The organism is Flavobacterium sp. CAN_S2, assembly GCF_015752255.1.
Classification (GTDB): Bacteria; Bacteroidota; Bacteroidia; order Flavobacteriales; family Flavobacteriaceae; genus Flavobacterium.
Genome location: NZ_JADOVA010000001.1, coordinates 74438 through 99790, shown reverse-complemented (window position 1 = coordinate 99790; position 25353 = coordinate 74438). Strand labels below are relative to the sequence as shown.

At 36.8% G+C, this 25353-nt stretch carries 23 protein-coding genes; 6 read left to right on the top strand and 17 right to left on the bottom strand.

Going from position 1 to position 25353, the window contains the following annotated elements; all coding sequences use genetic code 11:
• Position 1: 1 nt before the first annotated feature.
• From IWX80_RS00420 to ppsA, 17 genes are all read right to left on the bottom strand, one after another.
• Entirely contained in the window at positions 2 to 922 is a 921-nt protein-coding gene (locus tag IWX80_RS00420; protein ID WP_196851703.1) for a DnaJ C-terminal domain-containing protein, read from the bottom strand.
• Positions 923 to 997: 75 nt separating this feature from the next.
• On the bottom strand, positions 998 to 1570 hold the full coding sequence (locus IWX80_RS00415; protein WP_196851702.1) for a YceI family protein: 573 nt from the start codon (positions 1568 to 1570) through the stop codon (positions 998 to 1000).
• Positions 1571 to 1787: 217 nt separating this feature from the next.
• On the bottom strand, positions 1788 to 2849 hold the full coding sequence (locus tag IWX80_RS00410; protein ID WP_196851701.1) for a reverse transcriptase domain-containing protein: 1062 nt from the start codon (positions 2847 to 2849) through the stop codon (positions 1788 to 1790).
• A gap of 494 nt (positions 2850 to 3343) precedes the next feature.
• Entirely contained in the window at positions 3344 to 4498 is a 1155-nt protein-coding gene (locus IWX80_RS00405) for a phospholipase D-like domain-containing protein (RefSeq protein ID WP_196851700.1), read from the bottom strand.
• Positions 4485 to 5588 (bottom strand): site-2 protease family protein, encoded by a 1104-nt coding sequence (locus IWX80_RS00400; protein WP_196851699.1) that lies wholly within the window; start codon positions 5586 to 5588, stop codon positions 4485 to 4487. The genes IWX80_RS00405 and IWX80_RS00400 overlap by 14 nt, the downstream gene beginning before the upstream one ends.
• 79 nt (positions 5589 to 5667) lie before the next feature.
• Complete coding sequence (locus tag IWX80_RS00395) at positions 5668 to 6657, bottom strand: NAD(P)-dependent oxidoreductase (protein WP_196851698.1); 990 nt, start codon at positions 6655 to 6657, stop codon at positions 5668 to 5670.
• 1 nt (position 6658) lies between these two features.
• Positions 6659 to 6904 (bottom strand): acyl carrier protein, encoded by a 246-nt coding sequence (locus tag IWX80_RS00390; protein WP_196851697.1) that lies wholly within the window; start codon positions 6902 to 6904, stop codon positions 6659 to 6661.
• Positions 6901 to 8070: a dihydrolipoamide acetyltransferase family protein gene (locus IWX80_RS00385; protein ID WP_196851696.1), complete on the bottom strand. Its 1170-nt coding sequence runs from the start codon at positions 8068 to 8070 to the stop codon at positions 6901 to 6903. The genes IWX80_RS00390 and IWX80_RS00385 overlap by 4 nt, the downstream gene beginning before the upstream one ends.
• On the bottom strand, positions 8063 to 9061 hold the full coding sequence (locus IWX80_RS00380) for an alpha-ketoacid dehydrogenase subunit beta (protein WP_196851695.1): 999 nt from the start codon (positions 9059 to 9061) through the stop codon (positions 8063 to 8065). The genes IWX80_RS00385 and IWX80_RS00380 overlap by 8 nt, the downstream gene beginning before the upstream one ends.
• Positions 9062 to 9080: 19 nt before the next feature.
• Positions 9081 to 9353: a zinc ribbon domain-containing protein gene (locus tag IWX80_RS00375; protein WP_196851694.1), complete on the bottom strand. Its 273-nt coding sequence runs from the start codon at positions 9351 to 9353 to the stop codon at positions 9081 to 9083.
• Positions 9354 to 9501: 148 nt separating this feature from the next.
• Entirely contained in the window at positions 9502 to 9762 is a 261-nt protein-coding gene (locus tag IWX80_RS00370) for a zinc ribbon domain-containing protein (protein WP_196851693.1), read from the bottom strand.
• A gap of 12 nt (positions 9763 to 9774) precedes the next feature.
• A complete protein-coding gene (pdhA, locus tag IWX80_RS00365) occupies positions 9775 to 10770 on the bottom strand; it encodes a pyruvate dehydrogenase (acetyl-transferring) E1 component subunit alpha (protein ID WP_196851692.1) in 996 nt (331 codons plus the stop codon).
• A gap of 11 nt (positions 10771 to 10781) precedes the next feature.
• Entirely contained in the window at positions 10782 to 12299 is a 1518-nt protein-coding gene (locus tag IWX80_RS00360; protein WP_196851691.1) for a Do family serine endopeptidase, read from the bottom strand.
• Between the two features lie 46 nt (positions 12300 to 12345).
• Positions 12346 to 14079, bottom strand: a complete 1734-nt coding sequence (acsA, locus tag IWX80_RS00355; protein WP_196851690.1) for an acetate--CoA ligase — start codon at positions 14077 to 14079, stop codon at positions 12346 to 12348.
• A 57-nt stretch (positions 14080 to 14136) separates the two neighbouring features.
• Positions 14137 to 14595, bottom strand: a complete 459-nt coding sequence (locus tag IWX80_RS00350) for an OsmC family protein (RefSeq protein ID WP_196851689.1) — start codon at positions 14593 to 14595, stop codon at positions 14137 to 14139.
• A gap of 30 nt (positions 14596 to 14625) precedes the next feature.
• Entirely contained in the window at positions 14626 to 15381 is a 756-nt protein-coding gene (locus IWX80_RS00345) for an SDR family oxidoreductase (RefSeq protein WP_196851688.1), read from the bottom strand.
• Positions 15382 to 15393: 12 nt separating this feature from the next.
• Positions 15394 to 17814: a phosphoenolpyruvate synthase gene (gene ppsA / locus IWX80_RS00340; RefSeq protein ID WP_196851687.1), complete on the bottom strand. Its 2421-nt coding sequence runs from the start codon at positions 17812 to 17814 to the stop codon at positions 15394 to 15396.
• 688 nt (positions 17815 to 18502) lie between these two features.
• On the opposite strand from ppsA, the gene IWX80_RS00335 reads away from it, so the two are divergent.
• From IWX80_RS00335 to IWX80_RS00310, 6 genes are all read left to right on the top strand, one after another.
• Positions 18503 to 20821: a PAS domain S-box protein gene (locus IWX80_RS00335; RefSeq protein ID WP_196851686.1), complete on the top strand. Its 2319-nt coding sequence runs from the start codon at positions 18503 to 18505 to the stop codon at positions 20819 to 20821.
• Between the two features lie 6 nt (positions 20822 to 20827).
• Positions 20828 to 21556 (top strand): sensor histidine kinase, encoded by a 729-nt coding sequence (locus IWX80_RS00330; protein ID WP_196851685.1) that lies wholly within the window; start codon positions 20828 to 20830, stop codon positions 21554 to 21556.
• Positions 21557 to 21560: 4 nt separating this feature from the next.
• Entirely contained in the window at positions 21561 to 21971 is a 411-nt protein-coding gene (locus tag IWX80_RS00325; RefSeq protein ID WP_113633301.1) for a response regulator, read from the top strand.
• Positions 21972 to 21992: 21 nt separating this feature from the next.
• On the top strand, positions 21993 to 22415 hold the full coding sequence (locus IWX80_RS00320; RefSeq protein ID WP_196851684.1) for a response regulator: 423 nt from the start codon (positions 21993 to 21995) through the stop codon (positions 22413 to 22415).
• A gap of 9 nt (positions 22416 to 22424) precedes the next feature.
• Positions 22425 to 24776, top strand: coding sequence for a response regulator (locus IWX80_RS00315; RefSeq protein WP_196851683.1), 2352 nt, complete (start codon positions 22425 to 22427; stop codon positions 24774 to 24776).
• A gap of 153 nt (positions 24777 to 24929) precedes the next feature.
• Complete coding sequence (locus tag IWX80_RS00310) at positions 24930 to 25295, top strand: response regulator transcription factor (protein ID WP_196851682.1); 366 nt, start codon at positions 24930 to 24932, stop codon at positions 25293 to 25295.
• The last annotated feature ends 58 nt before the right edge of the window (positions 25296 to 25353 follow it).

Here is a 25353-nt window from a genome sequence, read left to right as displayed (position 1 = left end):
TTCATGATTTTCTTAGTGTAGCGAGTTCCGTGAATAGTTCTTTTTCTTTTTCAGAAAGATTGGTGGGGATTTGTATTTGATAAGTTAGGTACAAATCACCAAATTCTCCTTCTTTTTTATACACTGGAAATCCTTTTCCTTTCAATTTGACTTTAGTTCCATTCTGGGTTCCAGGTTTTACGGTCAGTTTTACTTTCCCGTCAAAAGTGTCTGCGGTAATCTCGCCGCCCAATAACGCAGTATACAAATCCAAGTCCACTGTTGCGTAAAGGTTGTGCTTATCTAGTTTAAATTTCGTGTGATTTTCGACCGTGAACGTGATGTATAAATCGCCTTTGGGACCGCCACCGGAGCCTTCGCCACCCATACCGCTGATTTTTATTTGTTGGCCGTTTTCGACTCCGGCTGGAATGGTAATACGAATGTTTTTGCCATTGATAGTCAATGTGCGTTTGTGAGTCGTGTAGACATCTTTAAGTTCCAGATGCAGTTCAGCATTAAAATCCTGTCCTTTGAACTGCGCACTTCTCCGGCCACCGCCACCAGAGGCTCGACCACCAAACATCGATTCAAAAAAATCAGAAAAATCACCTCCACCACTGAACCCACCACCACCGAATCCGCCACCGCCAAAACCTCCTTGTTGTCCATTTCCGTGGTATTGACGTTGCTGTTTTGATTTTTCAAATTCTTCCGCATGTTGCCAATTTTCGCCGTAATCATCATATTTCTTACGATTCTCCGCATGGCTCAAGACTTCATTTGCTTCATTGATTTCCTTGAATTTTCTCTCGGCTTCTTTATCATTTGGATTTAAATCGGGATGATATTTACGCGCAAGTTTGCGATACGCCTTTTTAATCTCGGCTTCTGTCGCTTTTTTGTCCACTTCAAGAATTTTGTAATAGTCTATGAATGCCATTGTGATTATTTTTATGTTGTGGTTATTCGGTTAGGTTTGTAGTATCTGGAAATATAAAAAATGATTTTTCGATACTTATTGTTTTATAAATTCACTGTCAGCCTTAATTTTTACTTCATCACTAATCATTGGCTCAGGGAATTTTGGACCTATATTAAAATCAGAACGTTTTATGACAGTACTAAATTTAAAACCAGCTGTTGGTGCTTTTGATTGAGGATTTTCAATAGTTCCTCTATACCACATGGTGATGATTACCGGTTTCGTTATTCCGTGCAGGGTAAGTTGACCCGTTAGTTTGTATTTATCTTTCTCTGTTTTTTGTATCGACGTACTTTTGAAAGTCATTTTAGGATATTTTTCTACATCAAAAAATTCGTCACTTCGTAAATGCTTATCTCGCATTTCCACTTCGGTATTGATGGACGCAACATCAGTTGAAAGTTCAAAAACAGCATCACTGAAATCAGTTTTGGTCGTAATTGCTCTAATTTCAAATGTTTTGAACAATCCTGTAATATCAGAAATTCCATTGTGTACCGTGCTAAAAGTTAATTTAGAATGCATCGGATCAGCTTTCCATGTTGTTTGTGAAAACAGAAAAGTGGATAAAAATAATGTAGTAATGATGGTAGCGATGTTTTTCATGGCTTATTTAATTTAATTTTAAAAAGATTCTCTAATAAGTAATTACGAAGTTTAGACGGAATTTTTTGCGATAAGCAGAATTATAATTCTCAATGAATGTATTTACCAAATTTAATCAATTTTTAGGTCATAAAATAATAATAACTTGTTTTATAACAGTTAGTTATGAAAATTAAAAGCCCCAAAATGGAGCTTGTTCTAAATTATTTTTTACAATTTAAATAGGAAATAATTCGTTTTCTATCGCCATTAAATCTTGTTTGTGTTTCAAATCGAAAAGCACAGCTTTATACTTTATAAATTCCGCGTCTTTTGGATTGATTTGGAGTACAAAATTTATTTTCCCCAGCAAATGCTCCAAATAATTGTTCTGATTAATTTTTTTGAAGATTTTATGTTCTTCAAAACCAAATTTCTGAATGTAATATAAGGCTTGTCTTAGTTCATTGCGTTTATGGAAAATTACTTGCGGTTTTTGATTCACCACAACTCCAGTAACCGTTTGCCGCATATTTGGCGTCATCAGTTTGGTCTTTTTGGCATTGATGTGCAGGTTTAGTTTTTCAACCGTTTCTGTTACTTTTTTTAGCAATTCCTCATGGTCAAAATCTCCTGAAAAACTCATATCGTCCGCATATCGCGTATAACGAATTTTATAATCTTTGCAATACGAAGCAATTTCGGCATCAGCCTGTTTAAAAATCAGATTGGAAAGATAGGGGCTGGTAGGCGCACCTTGCGGTAGATTTCCATTTCTGGTGCATAATCTGGAAAGTAATTTGGATACTATTTTAGAATATCCCAATTCCAGAAATTCTGCTTCAACAACTTCAACTGATATTGAAGGAAAGAAATTTTCTAAATCCAGCGTGAAAATCTTGGGTTGATTTTTATGAAATCTTAGGTTTTCCAGCAGGGTTACGGTTGGTTTGTAGGCTTTCGCAAAAGGACTGATGGGTACTTTATACAGTATATTTCTGAGAATCCAGATTTGGATTTCTTTCAAACTAGGCAGTGGTTCAGAAATCAGTCGTTTGCTGCCATTTTTTTTTGCGACTTCAAAATCACGATAAAAATAGTTAGGAAACAGCGATGCTTTTTTCAAGTATTCTTTTTTATATCCCACAAGTGCTGATAAATGCGAAGGATTGTAAATTACCGGGACTTGATGCGAAAATAAAACTTCGGCATAATCCAGACAACGCTGAATATTAGGTAGCGAAAAGCCCATTTTTCGCGATTCCTTAATAAAAGCTTCTTTGTAATGGTTAAAATCCATAGGGTTAAGTCATTAATGGGATAGGGACTTTTGCGTCCCTAACCCCAATTAAGAATACCGGTTTAAAAGTTCGGAGCTCTGCGGAGAATCTTTTAAACCTGGTGCTTGAAAGAACATTCAATTACAGAACAGTGACTCACGGCTCCGTCGCTAGCCTAAGCTAACAAATTTCTTTTAAAAATGAATTAAAAAAACAGTTCATCCTGATTAGGCACAAATATTTTTTTACAGTCCAATTTAGGGATTTGTCTTTCAAAATCCTTTTGGATCCAATCCTCTTTTTTTTGGGTTTTAATTCGGTATGGTTCCATTTTTAAAAAATTAAAATCAACATCCAATATTTATAACTACTTATTTACTAGGTAATTACATTTATAAATTTACAAAAAAAAATGTAGTAACCGCATAAAATATTAAATTTTTTAGTTTTTATTTTTAAAAAATGCTTCTTTATAAATTTGATAAGTTTTAATAGGAATGAATGTATTGCTTTTTCAATTATAGAACCGTTTATAAGGCGTGTAAGTGACTACTAATTCTACGATTCTTGTGATAGCATACGAAACTAAGTTTATCAATTTTGTCATTAAAGTGGTTTTTGTTTTCAATGATTCCAAAGTGATGCGTTGACATTGCGAAATAATTTCGTTTAGGTGCGCATGAAAATGTGCTGAAAAGGATTTTGATTGGATTTCGACATTCATTTCCAGACTTCCGTAAGAACTCAAATTATTCAGGTTAAAAGAACCAATTGTGGACCAATTGCCATCTACTACAGCTACTTTTCCGTGTAAAATGGATTTGTTCCATTCATACAATTCAATGTTATAACTGAGCAGTTTGCCATACAAAAAGCAAGTTGCCCGTCTTGTCAGCGGGAGATCTGATTTTCCGGAGAGAATCAATTTGATGACTACCTTATTTTTAGACGCTTTTTTTAAGGCTCGAATGATTCGAATTCCGGGAAGAAAATAACTGCCTACGATGATGATTTCTTTTTTGGCATGCCGTATGGATTTTATATAACCGTCACATATTTCGTTTTTCCCTTTCAACCAGTCATTCTGGAGGATGCGAACGGAAGTGTCTTGTTGGATTCGGTATGCGGATTTTATTTGTTTATTCTTAAAGTGTCTTTTCTTAAAATAAATATCGTGGCAAAGCTGTTGAAGCGGTTTTGCAATTTCCCCGTTTAATTGAACCGCATAGTCCAGCCAAGGTTTCTGGGTGGCAGAACCGTGGTATTTGTCCGCTATATTTATGCCGCCCACCAGCGCAACTTTTGCGTCAGCGACAATAACTTTACGATGCAATCTTCGTCCAAGATAAAAGGTGTAAGATGAAAATAAAGGCGCAAAAAAACGAATATTTACACCACTATATTTCAGTTCCTTGATTAGCTCTGCCGGAAAGGTTAAAGAACCCAAACCATCTAAGAGTACATAAATTTCAACTTTGCGGAGCGCAGCTTCTTTTAGTGCGTTGACGATTCTTTTTCCCGTTGCATCATTTTCAAAAAGATACATTTGCAGCTGTATTTGAGATTGTGCTTCCCGGATGATAGTTTCTAAACGGGCAAAATAATCTTCGCCACTGTACACTAGCTCTAAGTTTTTGGCATTAGTAAAGCTATCGTTACTTTTTATCATGTGCTTTATTTGTAGTAACCTCATTAATCAAAATGAACTCCATTAAATTTTCGATATCCAAAGTTCCGGCAACTTCATTGTTTTCCATGACAAGCATTAACCTTGATTTATTGAGCTGTATGAGTTCAAAAACATTTTCCAGAAGCGAATTTGCATCTAGAAAAATTAAATTCCGATCCATCACATTATAAATAAATTCGTCTTCTCCTTTATTTGTAAGCGCCATTATGATTTGGTCACGGTTCAGAGTTCCCACCGGAGTTCCTGCTTCGGTTATTAGGAAATTCTTATTTTGACTGTCTAAAACTGATGCAACGGCAGTTTTTACGGTTTCATTGGCATCAATTTTTGGATAGTCTTTCATCACGACGTCATGGACTTTAAACCCTTTCAGTATGAATTTCGATTCGGTGTAATCCGCTTCAACCTGAGCACCTATGATAACAAAAATACCAATAAAAACTAAAATAGGGGAGGTAAAAAAACCAAAAAGTATAAATCCCAAAGCAAGAAATTGACCAATCCGTGCCGAAATGCGGGTAGCTATATTTCGCTGCATTCTGAAGGATAACAAGGCACGTAAAATTCGGCCACCATCCATTGGAAACGCTGGTATCAAATTAAAAAGTGCCAGCCAAAAATTCACTAAAAAGAAATTCAGAAAGAAATTATTGGCATTTACGCCTGTTTCTAATTCGGCCATTAGTTGTTCCGAAGTATCAGGAATAGTGATAAAAATTCCGGTAATAAATGCTAAAGTTATGTTGACCAAAGGTCCTGCAATAGCCACGATTAACTCTTCGATGGGTTTTTCAGGAATTTTTTCGAGTCGGGCTAAACCGCCAATAGGTAACAGTGTGATGTCTTTGGTAATTATATGGTATCTTTTTGCTGCCAAAGCATGACCCAATTCATGCATTACAACGGTGATAAAAATACTCAAAATAAACACAACTGACCATACTATCTGAGTCGCACTTTGACCTGATCGGTAATTAATGAAAATGATAAACAGAATCAGTAACGAGAATGTCCAGTGAACAAAAATACCTATATCTGCTATTTTTCCGAGTTTAAAGGAGCCTTTCATTTGGTGTTTTTTTAGTAGTTTATTTTGAAAAATAATCTCGAGAATTCTATTTAAACCTGAAAACAAACAGCATATTTTATCAACTTATTTCATTTTCAGAAATGCCATTATACGCCCAAGCATTTAAATTGGCAATCGTAGTATGGGCAATTCCTGCAAGCGTTTCATTAGTCAAAAAACCTTGATGTCCGGTAATCATGACATTGTGATAGGAGCGTAGTTTCAAAAATAAGGTGTCTGAAATAGGAGTTTCCGTATGATCCTGAAAAAGTATAGAATTTTCTTTTTCATATACGTCTAAACCAACAGCAGCAAGGATTTTGTTATCTATTGCTTCTATTAAATCTTCGGTATTTACCAATTTTCCATCTGCAGTATTAATGAAAATCATTCCTTTTTTGCATAATGAAAAGGTATTTTTGTCAAACCAAGGATAGGATGATTCGTTCCAAGCTGCATTTACAGACAATACATCTGAAGCGGCACAAACTTCCTCCAGAGTCTTATATGAAATTGGGATTTCATTCATCAGTTTCTTGTTTTCTTCGCTATCAAACGCAACAATTTTGCAACCAAAGCCATGCATAATCCGTGCAAAAGCAGCACCTATTTTTCCGGTTCCAATGATTCCCACTGTTTTCCCATGCAAATCAAAACCAACCAAATGATCCATTCGGTAATCTCCAATGTCCATTAATCGCTGTCCTAAAACCAGTTTCCTGTTCAGTGCCAATACCAAACCAACAGCATGTTCAGCAACCGAATAAGGAGAATAAACCGGAACATTCGCCACCTTCATCGCCATGGATTTTGCTCTTGGAACATCAATTAAATCGGAGTGTACAGCACGCAACGCAATATATTTCACACCGCAGGTATAGAGTTTTTGCAAAACTGTTTCTGAAGCCACATCTGAAGTGAAAAGCGAGACAGCATCAAATCCTTGGGCTAGATGCGCCGTGTTTTCATTCAAATGCTGCTCCGTAAAAACCAATTCATGATTTCCATGGGCCGCTTTTTCCATAAATGGCTTATCAAAGCCAAAGATGCTGTAGACTAATACTTTCATTTTATGGTTTTTTATTTTTAATGTAAGCTGTTAGTGCCTTTAATGTGGCTATTTTTCCATAATCTTCTTCCGGAATTTCGATTCCTCTTTTTTTGTTCAGCGCAACTATAAATTGCAGCGAATCAAACGAATCAATATTGAGCGTTTCTCTGATGTTTTCATCCGGTTTTAATGTTGATGGTTCCGTATCAGGTGCAATTTTTTTCAACAATTGAAAAACAATTTCTTTGATTTCTTCTTCATTCATAACGCTTCAGGATTTTGTAAATGGTTGTTCAAGGCTAATAGAAAGCGGCTACCGGTTAATCCATCGGTGGCACGATGATCCCCCGCCAAAGTTGCGAAAATTGAAGTTCGAATTCCTAACATTCCTTTCTCCGCAAAGGGTTGTTCTGAAATATTTCCGAAACCAATTATCGCAACCTGTGGCGGATAAATCACCCCAAAAATGGTATCGGCGCCACCATCGCCAATGTTAGTTACCGTAATTGTAGCGTCACTCAATTCTGAACTGCGTAGTTTCAAGGCGCGAGCTCTGGGAATAATATCATTTAAAGAAGCCATGATTTCATCTAGATTTTTTAAATCTGTATTGTGAATCGCGGGAACTATAATTCCTCCGTTGCGCAGCGAAACCACAAAACCAATATGAATTTCTTTTTTTAGCTGTAAACCGTTTTGCCAAACCGCATTCAATTCCGGAAAATCAGTCAGCGCTTTTGCAGTTGCTTTGATGAGCAGCACAACGGGAAGTAATCTTTCTTGAACTGATTTTTCCTTATTTTTGGCTATCAGCCAATCAATTGATTTTGTTATATCTATTTTTTTCTCTAGGTAATAATGTGGAATTTCTCGTTTCGATTTACTCATTGCCGACGCTATTGCTGTACGAACCGCCTCAATTTGTGCGAGTGTTTTTGCGTCATCAGGAGGAAATTTTTCCACTTTTGGAAGTTGCTCTTTTTGAGTTGCCAATGCTTGTTCCACATCATCTTTTGTAATCACGCCATCTTCCCCCGTTCCTTTTATTTGCGAAAGATCAATATGATTTTCTGCAGCAATTCGCCTTGCCAGTGGGGAAGCTTTTATTGAAAACACTGCTGTTTTTTCTTCTATAGGTTGTAAGGCAATTGGCTTTTCTGATGATGCTTTTCCTTTTTTGGTTTCCAATGCCGCTGCGCTGGGATGAATCAATGCCATTACCGTTCCCACAGGGACTTTGGTTCCTTCCTGTATCAATAATTCTCCGATTGTTCCTTCATCAAAAACCTCAATTTCGATCAGCCCTTTTTGTGTTTCTACTTCGGCAATGATATCGCCACGGTGTACCGTATCGCCTGGTTTTTTCTTCCATTCGATGAGAGTTCCGGCTTCCATATCAGCACCTAAATTTGGCATTTGAAATTCAATCATGACGGATCATTTTTTTTACTGCATTTACAATATCATTTTTCTGCGGAATCGCAGCTTCTTCCAGATGGGCAGGGTAGGGAATGGGAACTTCGACACCGCACAATCGCTGTACTGGAGCATCCAAATCATAAAATGCCTTTTCCATAATTCGTGCACTAATTTCTGATGAGATACTGACCGAACGCCATGCATCTTCAACAATCAAAACCCGATGCGTTTTTGCAACCGATTCCAGAAATGTACGTTCATCCAAAGGTCGTAACACACGCACATCAATAACTTCGGCATCGATTCCCACCAAAGCTAATTCGGTGGCAGCTTCCAGACTTTTATAAACGCCCGTTCCATATGTGATAATTGTGATAGCAGATCCTTCGCGCAACACTTTGGCTTTTAAAATATCTATAAATCCTATATCTGCAGCAATTTCTTTTTCGAGATTAAGCATCAGCGTGTATTCAAATAACAAGACAGGATCCGGACTTTGCAAAGCAGCACGTAACATTCCTCGTGCATCCTCATGTGTTCCAACTGATAAAACAATTAATCCCGGAATGTGTGCATAAAACGGTTCCCAACTGTGCGAATGTTGCGCTGCCAGTTGACGGCCAATTCCGCAACCCATCCGGATAACCATTGGGACATGGATTTGGCCGCCTGACATGTGCAACAAAGTCGCCGCATTATTCACAATTTGGTCCATGGCCAACAAACTGAAGTTGACGGTCATTACCTCAATAATGGGTTTCATTCCCGCCATAGCCGCCCCGATTCCGGCTCCGACAAAACCTGCTTCAGATAGTGGGACATCCATAATGCGATCCGCACCAAACTCCTGCAATAATCCTTTGCTTACCGCAAAAGCGCCTCCGTAACGGCCCACATCTTCGCCCATCAAAAAGACTTTTTCGTCATTTTGCAATGCATCCCGAAGGCCTTGTTTTAAAGCCTCGCGATACGTAAGGGTTATTGTGCTGATACTGTTGTCCATGATGCCAATCGATTAGGGATTAAATAACAAATTGTTTGTTTTTCCAACGTTTCAATGCGGGTAAAATATTCAACGCTTTTTGAACCATATATGCAGGAAGCTTTTTTTTCTCCATATGCATTTTTACTGCATCTTTCATTTCTTCCAAATTCATATCCGGGTTTTTGAAGTGACTGTCTTCATAACAATACCGGCAATAATCATTTGTTTTTAGGCCGTTATTTTCGGTTCCTTTCGCGTCTTCTGTAGTTAGTGGCATTCCGCAACTTTGACAAAAATGTGTATTTTCCATGTGTGTTGATTTAAATAGTTAGTTTTCTTTCTTTATGTAGTCTCTAATTTATTTTTCGTGTACACCATTTTGTCAATGGGCTCATAAGGACCAGATTCCGGCTTCCGCAAAAGGAACTCCGTTCTGGATTTTACTTTTAACTTCTGGGTTAATTACTTTTCCAACGTTTTAATGCTGGTAGTATGTTTACCGCTTTTTGAATTGCATATTCATGCAGCTCTAATTTTTTCATTTGATTTTTCACGTTAGTTTTCATTTCTTCCAAATTCATTTTTGGATGCGTAAAAGCGCCGTTTTCATAACAGTATTTGCAATATTCATTGCTTTTTAAACCGTTTTTCTCCGTTCCTTTCACAGCTTCGGTGTCTAGTGGCATGCCACAACTTTGACAGATTATTTTATTTTCCATGATTCTAAATTTTTAACTTCCCGTTTCACTGTAAACAAATTTTGTTAGTTGGTTTAATGGCTCCCATGTTCCTGCTTCCGCAAAATCGACTGCGATAGCTATTTTTTTTTCAATTTTACTTTCAAAAGCAGCAATTTCTTCATCTGTTATCCATTGCTTTTGCAAAAGAAACTGTTCGAATTGTGGAATAGGATCTCTTTTTTTCCATTCTTCGACTTCTTTTTTATCCCGATATAATTCTGCATCAAACATCGAGTGCGCCCGAAAACGATACGTATTGCAAACTAATAAATATGGCTTTCCACTGCTTCTTACTTTCGCGGTAGCAATATTTGCAGCAGCAATCACAGCCAACAAATCCATTCCATCTACGGCAACAGATTCAATCCCATAAGCAGCTCCTTTTTTTTCCAGTTCTGTTACTGCATGCGAATATTTTATGGCAGTTCCCATCGCATACAAGTTGTTTTCACAAACAAACAAAACAGGAACTTCCCAAATTGCCGCTAAATTTAGGCTTTCGTGAAAGGTACCTTCGGCAGCTGCTCCTTCTCCAAAAAAGCAACACGTAAGGTTCGTTTTCTTTTGTTTTTTGGCTGCCAAAGCCATCCCAACAGCAAGCGGAAGATGGCCGGACACAATCGCATTGCCACCATAAAATCGGTTTGCCACATCGAACAAATGCATCGAGCCTCCACGACCTCGGCAGCAGCCTTGCATTTTACCATACATTTCGGCCATGATACTATCAGGATCAATACCTCTAGCTAATGCATGACCGTGTTCCCGATACGTACACAATAAATTATCATCTTCCCTCAGCGCCTGAATTACGCCTACAGCAACCGCTTCTTCGCCAATGTACAAATGCAGAAAACCACGAATTTTCGCTTTCGTATATTGCTCTGCTGCTTTTTCCTCAAAGCGTCTTATGAGCAGCATTTGATACAAAAAAAGTAATCCTCTTTTGGCATCCATCGGTTGTGGTTCTGTCGTTGATTGTACCATTTTTTATAGTTTTATAATCCAAAAGCATAATAGTAATACGTAGGATCGCCGGCATATTTTCCTTCGAGCATGATGCCGCGTTCTTGTGCTGCAACGGCATCCATGAAGGATTGAACTGATGAAACTGCCCTGTTATTGACTGATGTAATTACGAATCCGTTACGTATACCGGTGAATCTTTTTATTTTTCCATCAAATAGTTTGGTGATTTTGAGTCCGTTTTTTACATTATACATTTTTTGGTCTTCCTTAGTAATTGGACTCAACTCAACTCCCAAATCTTTCAGTAATTCTATATTTTTACTTTTTGTAAGTTCTGGGGTTGCTTCCTGTTTTTTCAGTGTGGCAATCAGTTCTTTTTTCTCATTACCGTTTCTGATGAGTGTGATTTTTACTTTTTCACCCGGACGTTTTCGCATGATGATTTCCTGTAATTTTGAAGCCGAAGCGGTTTCTATATTATCAATGCTGATGATGACATCTTTCTCTTTTACACCTGCTTCTTTCGCTGCACCATTTACAGTGACGCTGTCAATATAAACGCCATTGGCACGGTTGATTTTTATTTCCTTCGCCAATGTGCTGTTCAGATCGCGAATGCTTATTCCTAAAATTCCCCTGCGAACGGAGCCAAAATTCATTAGATCATCCGCTACTTTTTTTACAATATCTACAGGAATTGCAAACGCATATCCAGCATAGACTCCTGTTGGCGTTGCTATTGCGGTATTTATACCAATGAGTTTTCCTTCCAGTGTTACTAATGCGCCGCCACTGTTCCCTGGATTTACCGCTGCATCAGTTTGTATGAAGGATTCTATGGCGCCTTGATCGCTGAGAATGTTGATGTTTCGGGCTTTAGCACTGACAATTCCTGCCGTTACCGTCGATGCCAGATTAAATGGATTTCCTACTGCAACAACCCATTCTCCCACTTCAATAGTATCACTGTCACCGTAGCGTATAAATGAAAGGTTGCTTTCTTTGATTTTAAGGAGAGCAAGATCAGTTTGAGGATCATTTCCGATAACTTTTGCCGGATAGGATCGTCCGTCGAATAAAGTGATATTTATTTCATCGGCATTTTTCACCACATGATTGTTGGTAATAATATACCCGTCAGGAGTCAGAATTACCCCAGATCCGCTCCCGACCACAGTTTCGGAATTGTATTGCGGTGACTGCGGTAGTTGAAACCTAAATTCCCTGAAAAAAGGATCGTCCCTAAAAAAATCTTTGAGTGGGTCCGGAATGTTATAAAATTTATCTTCACCCTCGTATTGAAGGGTTTGTGGTTTGAAACTGCACTTGATATGAACAACTCCAGGCGTAGCTATTTTGGCTGCCATTCTGAAATCGACATTGCCTGAATAGGAAATTTTTTCGGGAACAAGGGCGGCGCTTTTCTGGATGGATTCTATGTCCGTTTCATTATTCTTATTTTGAGCTTCGCATCCATGAAATAGCATAAGAAGTACAAACAGAAAAACGGTTTGGTTTTGTAGTTTTATTTTTTGGAAAGGTATCATGGCTGAAATTCATTAGTAAGAATTAATTTTTGATGCTAATTTTATTTTAAGAGGATTCCAATGTTGAAATATCTCCTTCGGGCAAACCCAGTTCTCGGGCTTTTAGTAATCGCCTTAAAATTTTTCCGCTGCGAGTTTTGGGAATATTTTCCACAAATTCAATTTCTTTTGGAGCCACCGCCGGACCCATTTCTTTTCGGGCGAAAGCCATAATATCCATTTTGGTTGTCTCATTAGACTCTTTTCCGGTTTTGAGTACGACAAAGGCTTTTACCAATTCTCCAATGGTGGGTTCCGGTATTCCAATCACAGCAGCTTCCGCCACATCAGGATGGCGCATCAGCGTGCTTTCGACTTCAAACGGACCGACCATGTGTCCGGAAGTTTTGATAATATCATCGGCCCGACCGATAAACCAAAAATACCCATCTGCATCTTTCTTGGCTAGATCGCCGCTGAGATACCAATCGCCAATGAAGCATTTTTTATAGCGTTCTTCTTCATGGATATATCCCCGAAACAGCGACGGAAATCCTTTCTTTAAAACCAAATGGCCGTGAATATCAGGTTTAGTGATAAGTGTCAGTTGTTCGTCATTTATTGCTGCAATCGCAATTTCTACTCCGGGCATCGGTTTTCCCATCGAACCCGGTTTTACAGGCATCGACGGATAATTGGCAATCATAATTCCTCCCGTTTCGGTTTGCCACCAATTGTCTAAAATGGGAATATCAAAATTTCCCTGTCCCCAAATCACGGCTTCAGCATGAAGCGGTTCGCCCACACTCAGTATCAACCTGAGATTTTCGAGATTATATATGTTTTTGGGTTTTATATCCATCCGCATTAGTCGCCTGATAGCCGTGGGAGCGGTGTACCAAATGTTTATTTTATGTGTTTCAAGGAGCGAATACCATCGGGAAGCATCAAATTCCGCTTCATCAATAATGCTTGTGATTCCATGAAGCAGCGGAGCAATAATGCCGTACGAAGTGCCGGTAACCCAACCCGGATCCGCGGTACACCAATAGTGGTCACCTTCATGAAAATCGAGCACATATTTTCCTGTTATGTAATGCGTGAGTACGGCTTGGTGAACGTGAAGTACGCCTTTTGGCATTCCGGTTGTTCCACTGGTAAAATGCAATAAAGCGGGGTCTTCCAGATTGGTTTCCGGAATGATAAATTCCGTTTCAGCCTCGTCCATGAGTTTGGAAAAAGAGCGTATTTTTTTAGAAACATGTTCCGTTGCATCGGTAAGAATGATATAGCGGAGCGAAGGAAGTTTTTCCAGGATTTGTTTTATTTTTTGTTCGAATAAAATAGAGGTGGTTACCAAAACAGTTGCATCGCCTTTGCTGAGTCTTTGATAAACTGGCTCAGGGCCAAAGACAGAAAACAATGGACAAAATACTCCGGTGTATTTCATGGTTCCCAAAGCGGTGATGTATAGTACCGGAATCCTGCCAGCAAAAGAAAAAACGCGTTCCCCTTTCTGGATTTTCAATTTTTGAAGTACATTGGCAAATTTTGAGGTTTGTTTTTGCAATTCTGCATACGTGAATTCCTGTAAACGGTTGTCTTTTCGAATAAAACGCAATGCCACCGTATTTTTCAGATGCGTTTGTGCATGACGGTCAACCGCTTCATGCGCTATATTCAGCCCTTTTCCGTTAGGAAGACCATCTAATTCCCGGGCAACATTTCCCCACGAGAAAGTAGCTTGCACTTTTTCATAGTCCAAAAGGTGGTGCGTGGTTTTATTTTTGATGGAAATCATGGCGTAGAACGTTTAAAAAATGATGGGTTCGAATAAAAATTTTCTGTTTTGTATTCGTCAAAAAGATTCACCAATAGGAATCAGACTTTTCTCCACAATTATTTCGGGCTCCAATCGTACGGGTATTTTTAGTGTATTGGAAACCAAACACGCCTTTTCACTCATTTCCACAATCCGTTTTGCCCGGTCTGGTTTTTGGGAATAGGGAATGACCACTTTAGGATGTAAGAAGACTTCGGTAATCAAATAAGCACCTTCTACTAAATCAACGGTACAAGAAGACTTGCATTCAAAACTGATAAAATGCAGTTTAGAATTTTCAGCGATATTCAAAAAAGTACTCATGACGCAACTGTTGATTGATGCGATAAATAAGTGTTCCGGCGACCAGATTCCTTGCATTCCTTTTGGGAAATCCGGTGGTGTGGTGACTTCAATATTCTGTGGTAAAACCGGAGAACTCAAAAGCCCTTTCGTGTTACCGGTCCATTTTAGGTTGACTTCGTACGTGTGCATCTTAATATGGTTTTTTGGTTATTTTTTTAATTACTGAGCTGTAAATCCGCCGTCTACAGCCATCACATGTCCTGTTACAAATGAGGCTTCATCAGAGCACATCCACACCACGGCATTGGCTATTTCTTCCGGAAGACCAAAACGTCCAATAGGTTCAAAGCCTTTAAATCGTTCGATACCTTCTTTTGTTTTTCCGGTCAATCGATCAATCATTGGTGTTTGAATTACACCGGGACAAACCACATTTACTCGGATTCCTTGTGTAGCACATTCTAAAGCAGTGGTTTTTGTCAGTCCAACAATTCCGTGTTTAGACGCTACATAAGCCGGTAGCCCTGCAAAACCTACCAATCCTGCTACCGAAGCGCAGTTGACGATGGCTCCTTTTCCTTGTTTGAGTATTTCCGGGATTTCATATTTCATGCACAGCCAAACTCCTTTCAGGTTTACACCAATGGTTTTGTCCCAGTTTTCCTCGGAACAATCTTGGGTAGCAGCAGAAGAACCCTCGATTCCGGCATTGTTGAACGCATAATCCAATCGGCCAAATGCGGCAATAGTTTGCGCCACCATCGCTTTTACGTCATCGGTTTTTGAGACATCGCATTTGATAAAAATAGCTTCACTGCCCAATTCTTTGATGAGGTCTACCATTTCATCATTTTCTTTCCAGTCCGCAACGGCTACTTTGGCTCCTTTTTTTGCGAAAGCAAGTGCTGTGGCTCTGCCAATTCCTGATGAACCTCCGGTTACTAATGCTACTTTATTCTTGAATGTTGTTTCCATGGTTTGGTTTTCTTAGATTATGATTTTCCTTTTTGTTTTTTGTTCTGCTTCCAAAATATTTTCGATTCCCTTTATCAATGCATCTGGGTTAAACGAGATACTGTCAATCCCTTCATTTACTAAAAAGGTAGCGAATTCTGGGATGTCGCTGGGTGCTTGTCCACACAATCCCACTTTTATTTCGTAGCGCTTGGCCACCCGAATTGTCTCTTTTATCAGTGCTTTGACAGCAGGATTTTCTTCGTTGAATAAGTAACTCACTAAAGCCGAATCGCGATCCAGCCCCAAAGTGAGTTGCGTTAAATCATTGGACCCAATAGAAAAACCATCGAAGAGTTTAGCAAAATCATCCGCCATCAATACATTGCTTGGGATTTCAATCATGACATAAACCTGTAATCCGTTGATGCCTTGTACCAAACCATTTTTAGCCATTTCGGCCAGTACATTTTCTCCTTCTTCGAATGTGCGGCAAAACGGAATCATCAGTTTTACATTGTGAAGTCCCATTTCGTTGCGTACTTTTTTCATCGCTTCGCATTCTAAGGCGAAACCTTTTCGATAAAAATTACTGTAATAACGCGAAGCACCACGAAATCCAATCATCGGATTTTCCTCGTCTGGTTCAAAATATTTCCCTCCGATGAGGTTGGCGTATTCGTTACTTTTAAAATCACTCATTCGAACAATTACCTCTTTTGGATAAAATGCTGCAGCAACAATCGCTACCGCTTCGGCGAGTTTATCAATGAAATATTTTTTGGGGTCATCATAGTCTTTTGTCAATCTGGCTATTTCAGATTTGATATTTGAATCAGTTATATTTTCAGGTTCACATAACGCTAAAGGATGGATTTTGATGGTATTGGAAATCGCAAATTCCATTCGCATTAAACCCACACCCTGATTGGGATAATGACTTAATTCAAAAGCTCTTTCAGGATCAGCAAGAATCAGCATCGGGTCTGTGTTTGGCATTTTGAGAGTACTGAAATCCTGTTCTGTTATTTCCCATTTTAATTTCCCATCGTAAATATTCCCTTCTTTGCCCTCGGCGCAGGAAACGGTGATTTCCTGTCCATTTTTTATAGTCGAAGTAGCATTTCCGCATCCTACAACGGCAACAGTTCCCAGTTCACGTGCTACAATGGCGGCATGGCTGGTGCGCCCGCCTTTATTGGTGATAATTGCCGAAGCTCTTTTCATGATGGGATCCCAATCTGGATTTGTTAAATCAGTGACAATGATTTCTCCGTTTTGCAACAAAGCACCTTCTTGAGGATTGTTTAGAATTCGGGCTTTTCCGGACGCAATTTTATCACCAAGAGCAATTCCTTTGGTCAAAAGTGTACTTTTTTCCTGGAGTTTATATATTTCCCGAACTTGTTTGTTTGATTTGCCGTGAACGGTTTCCGGACGGGCCTGAACAATGTACAATTGGTTATTCAAACCGTCTTTTGCCCATTCGATATCCATTGGTTTTTGATAATGTTTTTCAATTTTAGCGCACCATCGGGACAGTTGAATGACTTCTTGATTGGTTAAGGAAAATTGGTTCTGTTTTTCTAAAGTTGTTTCCGTATTTACGATGGTATTTTCTGCGGATGAACTTTCGGATTTGTCCGAGTAAATCATCGTGAACTCTTTTCTACCGCACTGTTTTTTTAGCATGGGATTCAAATCCGGGTTTTGTAAAGTGGGTTTAAAAATCATCCATTCATCGGGCGTGATGGTACCTTGAACAATATTTTCGCCCAGTCCCCAGCATCCGTTGATGATGATTGTGTTTTCGAAACCGCTGTCCGGATCTATGGTAAAAGCCACGCCCGAAGACGCTTTGTCACTGCGAACCATTTGTTGTACGCCAACGGAAATAGCGATATCTATTTTTTCAAAATTCATATCGTAACGATATTTTATTGCGCGGTCTGTAAATAAGGAAGCGTAGCATCTCCGAATGGCTTCTAGCAATTGCTGTTCGCCGTTGATATTTAGAAAAGATTCCATTCTTCCGGCAAAACTGGCGGTTGGTAAATCCTCCGCAGTGGCGCTGCTGCGGACTGCTACATCAAGATTATTTATGCCACATTGTTCGCTGAGTAATTGATAGGCTGTTTTTATTTCGTCCCGAATTTCGGAGGGAATAGTTGCAGATATAATTAGGTTTCTGGCTTTTTCTCCAATAGCAGAAAGATTCGAATACTCTTTGGTATCTAATGAAAGTAGCAATTCTTGAAGCGTTTGCTCCAGATTATTTTCTTTACGGAAGAGTCGATATCCTTCTGCGGTAATTGCAAAACCATTTGGAATACTTATGCCAATTGGGTTGAGCTGATTGTACATTTCGCCCAATGAGGCATTCTTGCCTCCAACTTCCCCAAGAGATTCAATACTAATTTGATTGAAAAATAGGATGTATTTGAACTGTGCCATTTCGTATTTTTTTAAGTTGTTACAGACCCTTATTTGAGTCCGTCAAAATCGTAACATTATAAAATAGGAATGGGGCAATTACGTTAATCCGATTGTTAATTTTTTATTTCAATTGTAGGTTTGAAATTTACAAATCGTTTTTATTAGTTTGATATACAATTAAGTAGGAGTTTTTGCTTGACAAAACCAATAGTGTAAATTTAATTAATTATTTTTTTAAATTTTGAAAAATAATTATTATTTTATTTTGTAAAATACTGTTTATCAGCATAATGTGTCTTTTGTCGAATACATTTAATAAATTTTTATTTTTTATTAAAAAGATGGAATGATTGAAGTTTTTTTCAGGTAAAAAGTTGGAATTTTTTATTGGAGTATTTATTAGTTGAAATTTAATAAATCAGATTTAAGATTTTGAAAAACACTTCAAAATAAGTTTGTGGTCACTATTTTAAACTTTATTAGAAACAAAAAACGGAAAAAAAGACATATAAATCTTTGCGGGATTACGTAATTTTAAGTTGTGAAACTTCTGTTTAATCCAAATTTAATTTTATTTTTGTGATGAAACATATTAGTATTTTAATAGAATTACGGTAAGGTCATTAGTGAAAATTGAAAAAAATAATCATTCGACCGCCAGAAATTATTATTCTTTACCAGTACTACTAATGAAAGTCCCATTTTGATGAAAATATATCCGAAACCGGAGAATGAAGTAGAAAGACTAAAAGCGCTGAAAGAATATTCGGTACTGGATTCATTACCAGAAAAAGAGTATGATGCTATAACCCAGCTTGCCTCCTACATTTGTGGAACTCCTATTGCCTTAGTAAGCTTAATTGATGATCAACGACAGTGGCTTAAATCTACCATTGGAATAGACGTTACAGAAACTTCGAGAGATGATTCTTTTTGCCAGTATACTATTATGGGTGATAGTGTTTTCGAGGTCAGTAATACTTTAGAAAACGAAAATTTTGCCGATAGTCCTTTCGTTACGGGATCTGCCAATATCCGGTTTTATGCTGGGGCACCGCTTAAGGACGCAAATGGTTTTAATTTGGGATCACTTTGTGTTATTGATACAAAACCCAAAATACTTACTGAAGAACAAAAAAATGCATTGCAATTACTGGCCAATCAGGTTGTGTTGTTGCTGGATGCTCGTAAGAAAAATTTAGATCTTAATAAATCGCAGAGAGAGTTTCAGAATTTTATAAAACTCTCTAAAGATTTGGTTTGTATTGCAAATGTGGATGGATTATTTTACAAAGTAAATCCTGCATTTACATCCGTTTTAGGTTATTCTCAGGAGGAACTGGAAGGAAGTCCCTTTGTGAATTTTGTTCATCCTGATGATTTGGCTTCAACGTACAATGAAGTAGAAAAACTATCTAACGGGGAAATGACCATTAGTTTTGAAAACAGATATCTCTGTAAAAATGGGAAATATGTTGTATTAAGCTGGAATACCTCTCCAGATCCTGTCACTGGAAATTTGTATTGCATAGCCAGAAATGTAACAAAAGAGAAAGAGGCAGAACAAAGCTTAATAGACGGGAACAGGTTACTGGATGAATCGCAAAGTATTGCAAAAATTGGAAGTTGGAAATTTGATTTGCTTACCAATAACCTCATTTGGTCGGAAGGTCATTATCGTATTTTTGAATTAGAGAAATTGCCAACGGATCAATTGTATGAAGCTTATAGGAGTAGAGTTCATAAGGATGATTTAGCAAAGCTGGATAAAGTCAGCAGGAATGTGAATAAAACGGGAAAAGATTTTAAAATCAAATACCGAATTGTATTTCCGGATCAACGCGTCAAACACATATTAGAGATTGGCCAGCCTTTTAAAAATGAAAATGGCGAGGTTACAGAATTAAAAGGGATTATACAGGACATCACTGAAATAACGATGGCCGAAAAGAAAATTATTCAAAAATCGAAAGAAATTAGCGATATCCGATCGGCTCTAGATGAATCTGCAATTGTATCTATTTCAGATCAAAAGGGAATTCTGACGTATGTGAATGATAATTTCTGTACCATTTCTAAGTATGCCAAGGACGAACTTATAGGTAAAGATCAACGCAGCATTACGGGACATTTTCCTAAAGAATTTGCTAAAAACATTTTGCGAACTATTGTTAAGGGAGATATTTGGAAAGGAGAAACGCGAAATTTAAAGAAAGATGGTTCTTACTACTGGGAGAAAGCCACTATTGTTCCTTTCTTGGACGAAAAAAATAAACCCTATCAATATATTTCAATAAGTACTGATATAACAGACCAAAAAAACGCAGAGGAAAACCTAAATTATGCGTTACTTAATCTTGAAAAAAAGAATAAAGAACTCGACCAGTTTGCTTACGTAGTTTCGCATGATTTGAAAGCTCCGCTCAGGGCAATTAATAATCTTTCGGAATGGATTGTTGAAGATATGCCGAATATGCCAAAAGAGGTAAGCGCAAACTTTGATTTACTGCGCGGTCGTGTGCTGCGAATGGAAAATTTAATTAATGGAGTTTTAGAATACTCGCGTATTGGACGGGTTGAAATTGAGAAAGAAACTATTGATTTGAAAGTGATGCTAAGTCAAATAGTAGACTCGATTGTTCCAATGGAAGGGTTTGAAGTTACTATTGACGACAATCTTCCGGTTATTGTATCAGAACTAATATTGTTGCAACAGGTTTTTAGTAACTTGATTAGTAATGCTGTAAAATACAACGATAAACCTTTGGGAAAGATAGGATGTCATTATAAATCAATATCCGGTTTTCACCAATTTAGTATCAAAGATAACGGTCCTGGGATTGCGGAAGAGTACCACAAAAAAGTATTTAAAGTTTTTCAAACCATTGAAGCGCGCGATGTAAAAGAGAGTACCGGAATTGGATTATCTATTGTCAAAAAAATTATTGAAGAAATAGGAGGAACAATTCATATTGAATCTGAACAAAATAAAGGGTGTAGTTTCATTTTTACCGTCCCTAAATAAATCAAAATGGAGGAATCTGAAAAAAAGTGCCAAGAAGAATTGGTAGCCCTTAAAAAAGAATTTGCAGAGTTTATTTATATTGTTTCACACGATATAAAGTCACCAATGAGAGCGATATCAAATATAACAACCTGGATTGAAGAAGATCTGGGAAGTGTTGTTAACCAAGATGTTTTGACTAACTTAGGATTGTTGAAAAATAGGGTAAAACGTCTTGAAAACATGATGAATGCCTTACTTGAACTTTCTCGGGTTGAACGAACAGAATTGGAATTTTACGAATTGAATATTCCTAAAATGATTGCGAATTGCATCTCTTTATTTGATGACACAGCAAATGTAGATTTTCAATTTAAGGCTGATCTCCAGCAGGAGAATTTTTTTACTTTAGGATTGAAAATGCAAAAAGTAATAATGAGCGTTCTTGATAATGCCGTGCGTTTTAATCATCAGGAAAATAGAAAGGTATCTGTTGATGTCATCGAAAATGAGAATGATTATGAAATAAAAATCAGCGATAACGGACCGGGAATACCGGAACAGGCAATTCATAAAATATTCTCTATTTTTTATACCGTTAATTCTAAGGACGAATTGGATACAACTGGAGCAGGATTAGCCATAAGTTGTAAAATCATGAAATTGGTTGGAGGGAAATTAGAATATGCTCCGGGATTAAGCAGCGGTTCGGTTTTTACAATAAATTGGCCCAAAATAATAACATTAAAAAATTAATATTATGAACCAAAAATTGGTAAATATTTTATTAGTCGAAGACGATGAAGTAGACGTGATGAATGTAAAAAGAGCATTCTCTAAAAACAATATTATGAATCCGCTTTTTGTTGCTGGAAACGGAGTAGAAGCACTTGAAATGCTCGATGATAAGATAATTCCTTTGCCTAAAATCATTATTTTGGATATTAATATGCCAAAAATGAATGGAATCGAGTTTTTGAAAATCATGAGGGAAAACGAGAAACTTAAAAACATATCGGTTTTTGTGATGACCACTTCAAACGAGGACAGTGACAAGATCAATGCTTATAATTTGAATGTTGCCGGTTACATTCTTAAACCGCTTTCTTTCGAAAAATTCCTGACTTCAGTGGCTACGCTCAAAAATTTCTGGCAATTATGTGAAATGTAATTTATTTAAATTGTTTTGATTATGAGAAACGCAAACATCTTGCTGGTTGATGATAGAAAGACCACAATTGAAAATATCAAAAAGTCTTTTTTAGAAATTGATAGTAAGCATACTTTATTTTCAGCAGAAAACGAAAATGAGGCATGGTTAATGTTAGATGGAACTCATAAAATGAATCCTGTCCCTAAAATCGTACTGATTGATGTGAACAGAACAAAGAAAAAAGGAATAAATTTATTGAATGCAATACGAAATCATCCGGATTTGAAATCGATTTTAATCTTTGTAATTACAGATTCGGAAGAAGATATAAATAAAGCAGCAGCTTTGGACCTGAATATTGCCGGTTATATTCCATTGTCATTTGAAAGTCACAAATTGAATTATTTTCTTTCAGTATTGAATGATTATTGGAATATTATCGAATTTTCAAGTCAAAAATAACAGCATATTATGGCCCTTGTTTTAAAAATATTAATAATCGATGATGATAAAATCGACTCTATTACCATCAGTCGTTCCATATCTCAATCTGGTATGATTGCTGAGGTAGATAGTGTGTTTTCAGCAAAAGAAGGCATGGAAAAGATTGAATCAATGTATTATGACTTAATCTTTTTAGATTATTTGATGCCGGATACGGATGGAATTTCTTTTTTGAAAAAAGTAAGAACGGCAGGAATTGAAACACCAATCATTTTTGTAACCTCACAAGGTGACGAAAAAATTGCCAGTCAGGCCATATTAAGTGGAGCTTCAGATTATATTCCAAAAACCTTGTTAACTCCTGATGGAGTTTCACAAAGTATAAGGAATGCAATGAAATTACATGAAAGTATAAAGCTCCGAAAAGATACTGAATTAGCTTTGAAAGTAAATGCTAACCGACTTCTGGAAGCACAAAAACTCGCTAAAATAGGAAGCTGGGAAATTAATTTAAGTAATAACGAAGCGTATTTTTCAGATGAATTCTTTACTATTTTTGAAGTAGAAAATCAGGCGATTGCTTCCATTGATTTTTTTAAATCATGTTTTACTGATGCCGAAGATTTAGCTCTTTATGAAGATAATCTCGAACATGTAAAAAATACAAATGCAGAAGTACAGTTCCAGCACAGCATCACCAGTAAAAAAGGAACTTTAAAACATATCAGTGTATTCATCAAATGCTTGAATGACGAAACTGGCAAACCTTGTAAAATTTTGGGAACCATTCAAGATATCAGTGAGCAAAAACGTACCGAAGCAGAGTTGATAAAAGCGAAAGAATTAGCGGAGAAAGCGGTTGTTATAAAAGAGCAGTTTCTTACTAATATGAGCCATGAAATTCGGACTCCTATGAATGGAATTATAGGATTTGCCAGAATTCTTGAAAGCACAAATCTTGATAATGACCAGAAACAGAGTGTAGAAGCGATAAAAAAAGCCAGCCATAACTTAATGTTTATTATCAATGATATTCTTGATTTCTCAAAAATTGAAGCTAATAAAGTTACTTTTGAAGCCGTAGATTTTTCTTTGTCAAAAACAGTCAATTCTGTAATTGAATTGCTATGTCCAAATGCAAAAGAGAAAAAAATAAAATTGCTCTACGATATTGATCCAGATATAAATGACAATTTAATTGGAGACCCTACAAAATTATCTCAAATTTTAGTGAACTTGGTTGGGAATGCTCTGAAATTTACTGAAAAAGGATATGTAGAAGTGGTCGTTACTGAAATGCTGGAAACCGAAACCGATTCATTAATAAAATTTTCAGTAATTGATACCGGAATTGGTATTCCAAAAGATAAAATAGATTCCATATTTGAAAGTTTCAATCAAGCTTCAAATGAAACTACCAGAAAATATGGAGGAACCGGACTTGGTCTTACTATAACGAGAAAATTGGTGGAGTTGCAGGGCGGAAAAATTACTGTTGAAAGTGTTGTATCTAAAGGAAGTGAATTCTCTTTCTCGTTAGAATATAAAAAAGCTCAAAAAGGAACCGCAAATAACACTAAATTAAAAAATGTAGCAATCGCTCCTGATTTTTTGAAAGACATAAAAATACTTTTAGTGGAAGATAATGAATTGAATCAGCTTCTTGCAGTGAAAGTTTTTGGAAAATGGGACAAACAAATTGATATTGCCGATAACGGAAAAATAGCGATTGAAAAGATCACGAATAACGATTACGATATTATTTTGATGGACATCCAAATGCCGGAAATGGATGGAAATGAGCTTACGTATCACATTCGAACCAAAATGGGAGACAAATCTGCAGTTCCTATTATCGCTTTGACAGCTCATGCTACATTGGAAGAAGAGAAAAGATGTTTGCAAAACGGAATGAACGATTACTTATCGAAACCGTATGATTTCAATGTATTATTGGAGAAATTATATCAGAATTTGAATAAAAATAAAGGAAATACGATAAAATCTCCTGAATTACCAACACCAGAAATGACAACAGAAAAACTCATTAATTTTAAATATTTGAAGGATTTTGCAGAAGGAGATGATTCTTTCATAAAAAACATGATTTCCATTTTTTTAGAAAACACGCCTGAAACTATGGCAATAATTCTTAAATCGAACAAAAATGATGATATCAAAACATTGAAAGAAGAGATTCATAAACTAAAATCTTCCATCAGTTTATTGGGAATAACAAAGGCTTCGGACAGTATTGCGATTATCGAAAATGAAATTGAAACAAATCCTTTGAGTGAAAAAAGAAAAGAGGAAGTTGTGTATTTAAATGAAATTTGTCAGTTGGCCATCAAAGAACTGGAATTAGTGGAAGAATATTAATTTTCTTGATTGAACTTAATTTTTTGGTAAAAAAGCATATTCTATTTATCTGGATAATTTTAAAAAAAAATAATAATTTAAGATATTTGCTTTTAATAGATAATCAAATAATTAGTAGAATTGTTATAATTATGAACCTATAAAACCATTTGTATGAAGAAGATATTAATTGCTGAGGATGACGAGATGATGTTGAAAACCATGGAATTCAGATTGGTTAAAGAAGGATATCACGTGATCTTATGTCCAAATGGACAGGTTGCTTTAGACAAAATAGTTTCAGAAAATCCAGATTTAATAATTTCTGATATTATGATGCCTTTCATAACGGGATTAGATATTGTAAATAAAGTAAAAATAGAACTCAAATTAGATATCCCAATTATCATTCTTTCAGCTGTAGGATTGGAGAAAACGGTTTTGGAGGCCTTTGAGCTTGGAGCAGATGATTTCATAACAAAGCCTTTTAGTCCTAATGAATTGTCCGTTAGAGTGAAGCGTCTTTTGCTTAGGAAATAGTAAAATATATTTTTAGATTTAAATCGGTATTAAATACTTGAAGTTTAAATTATATCTA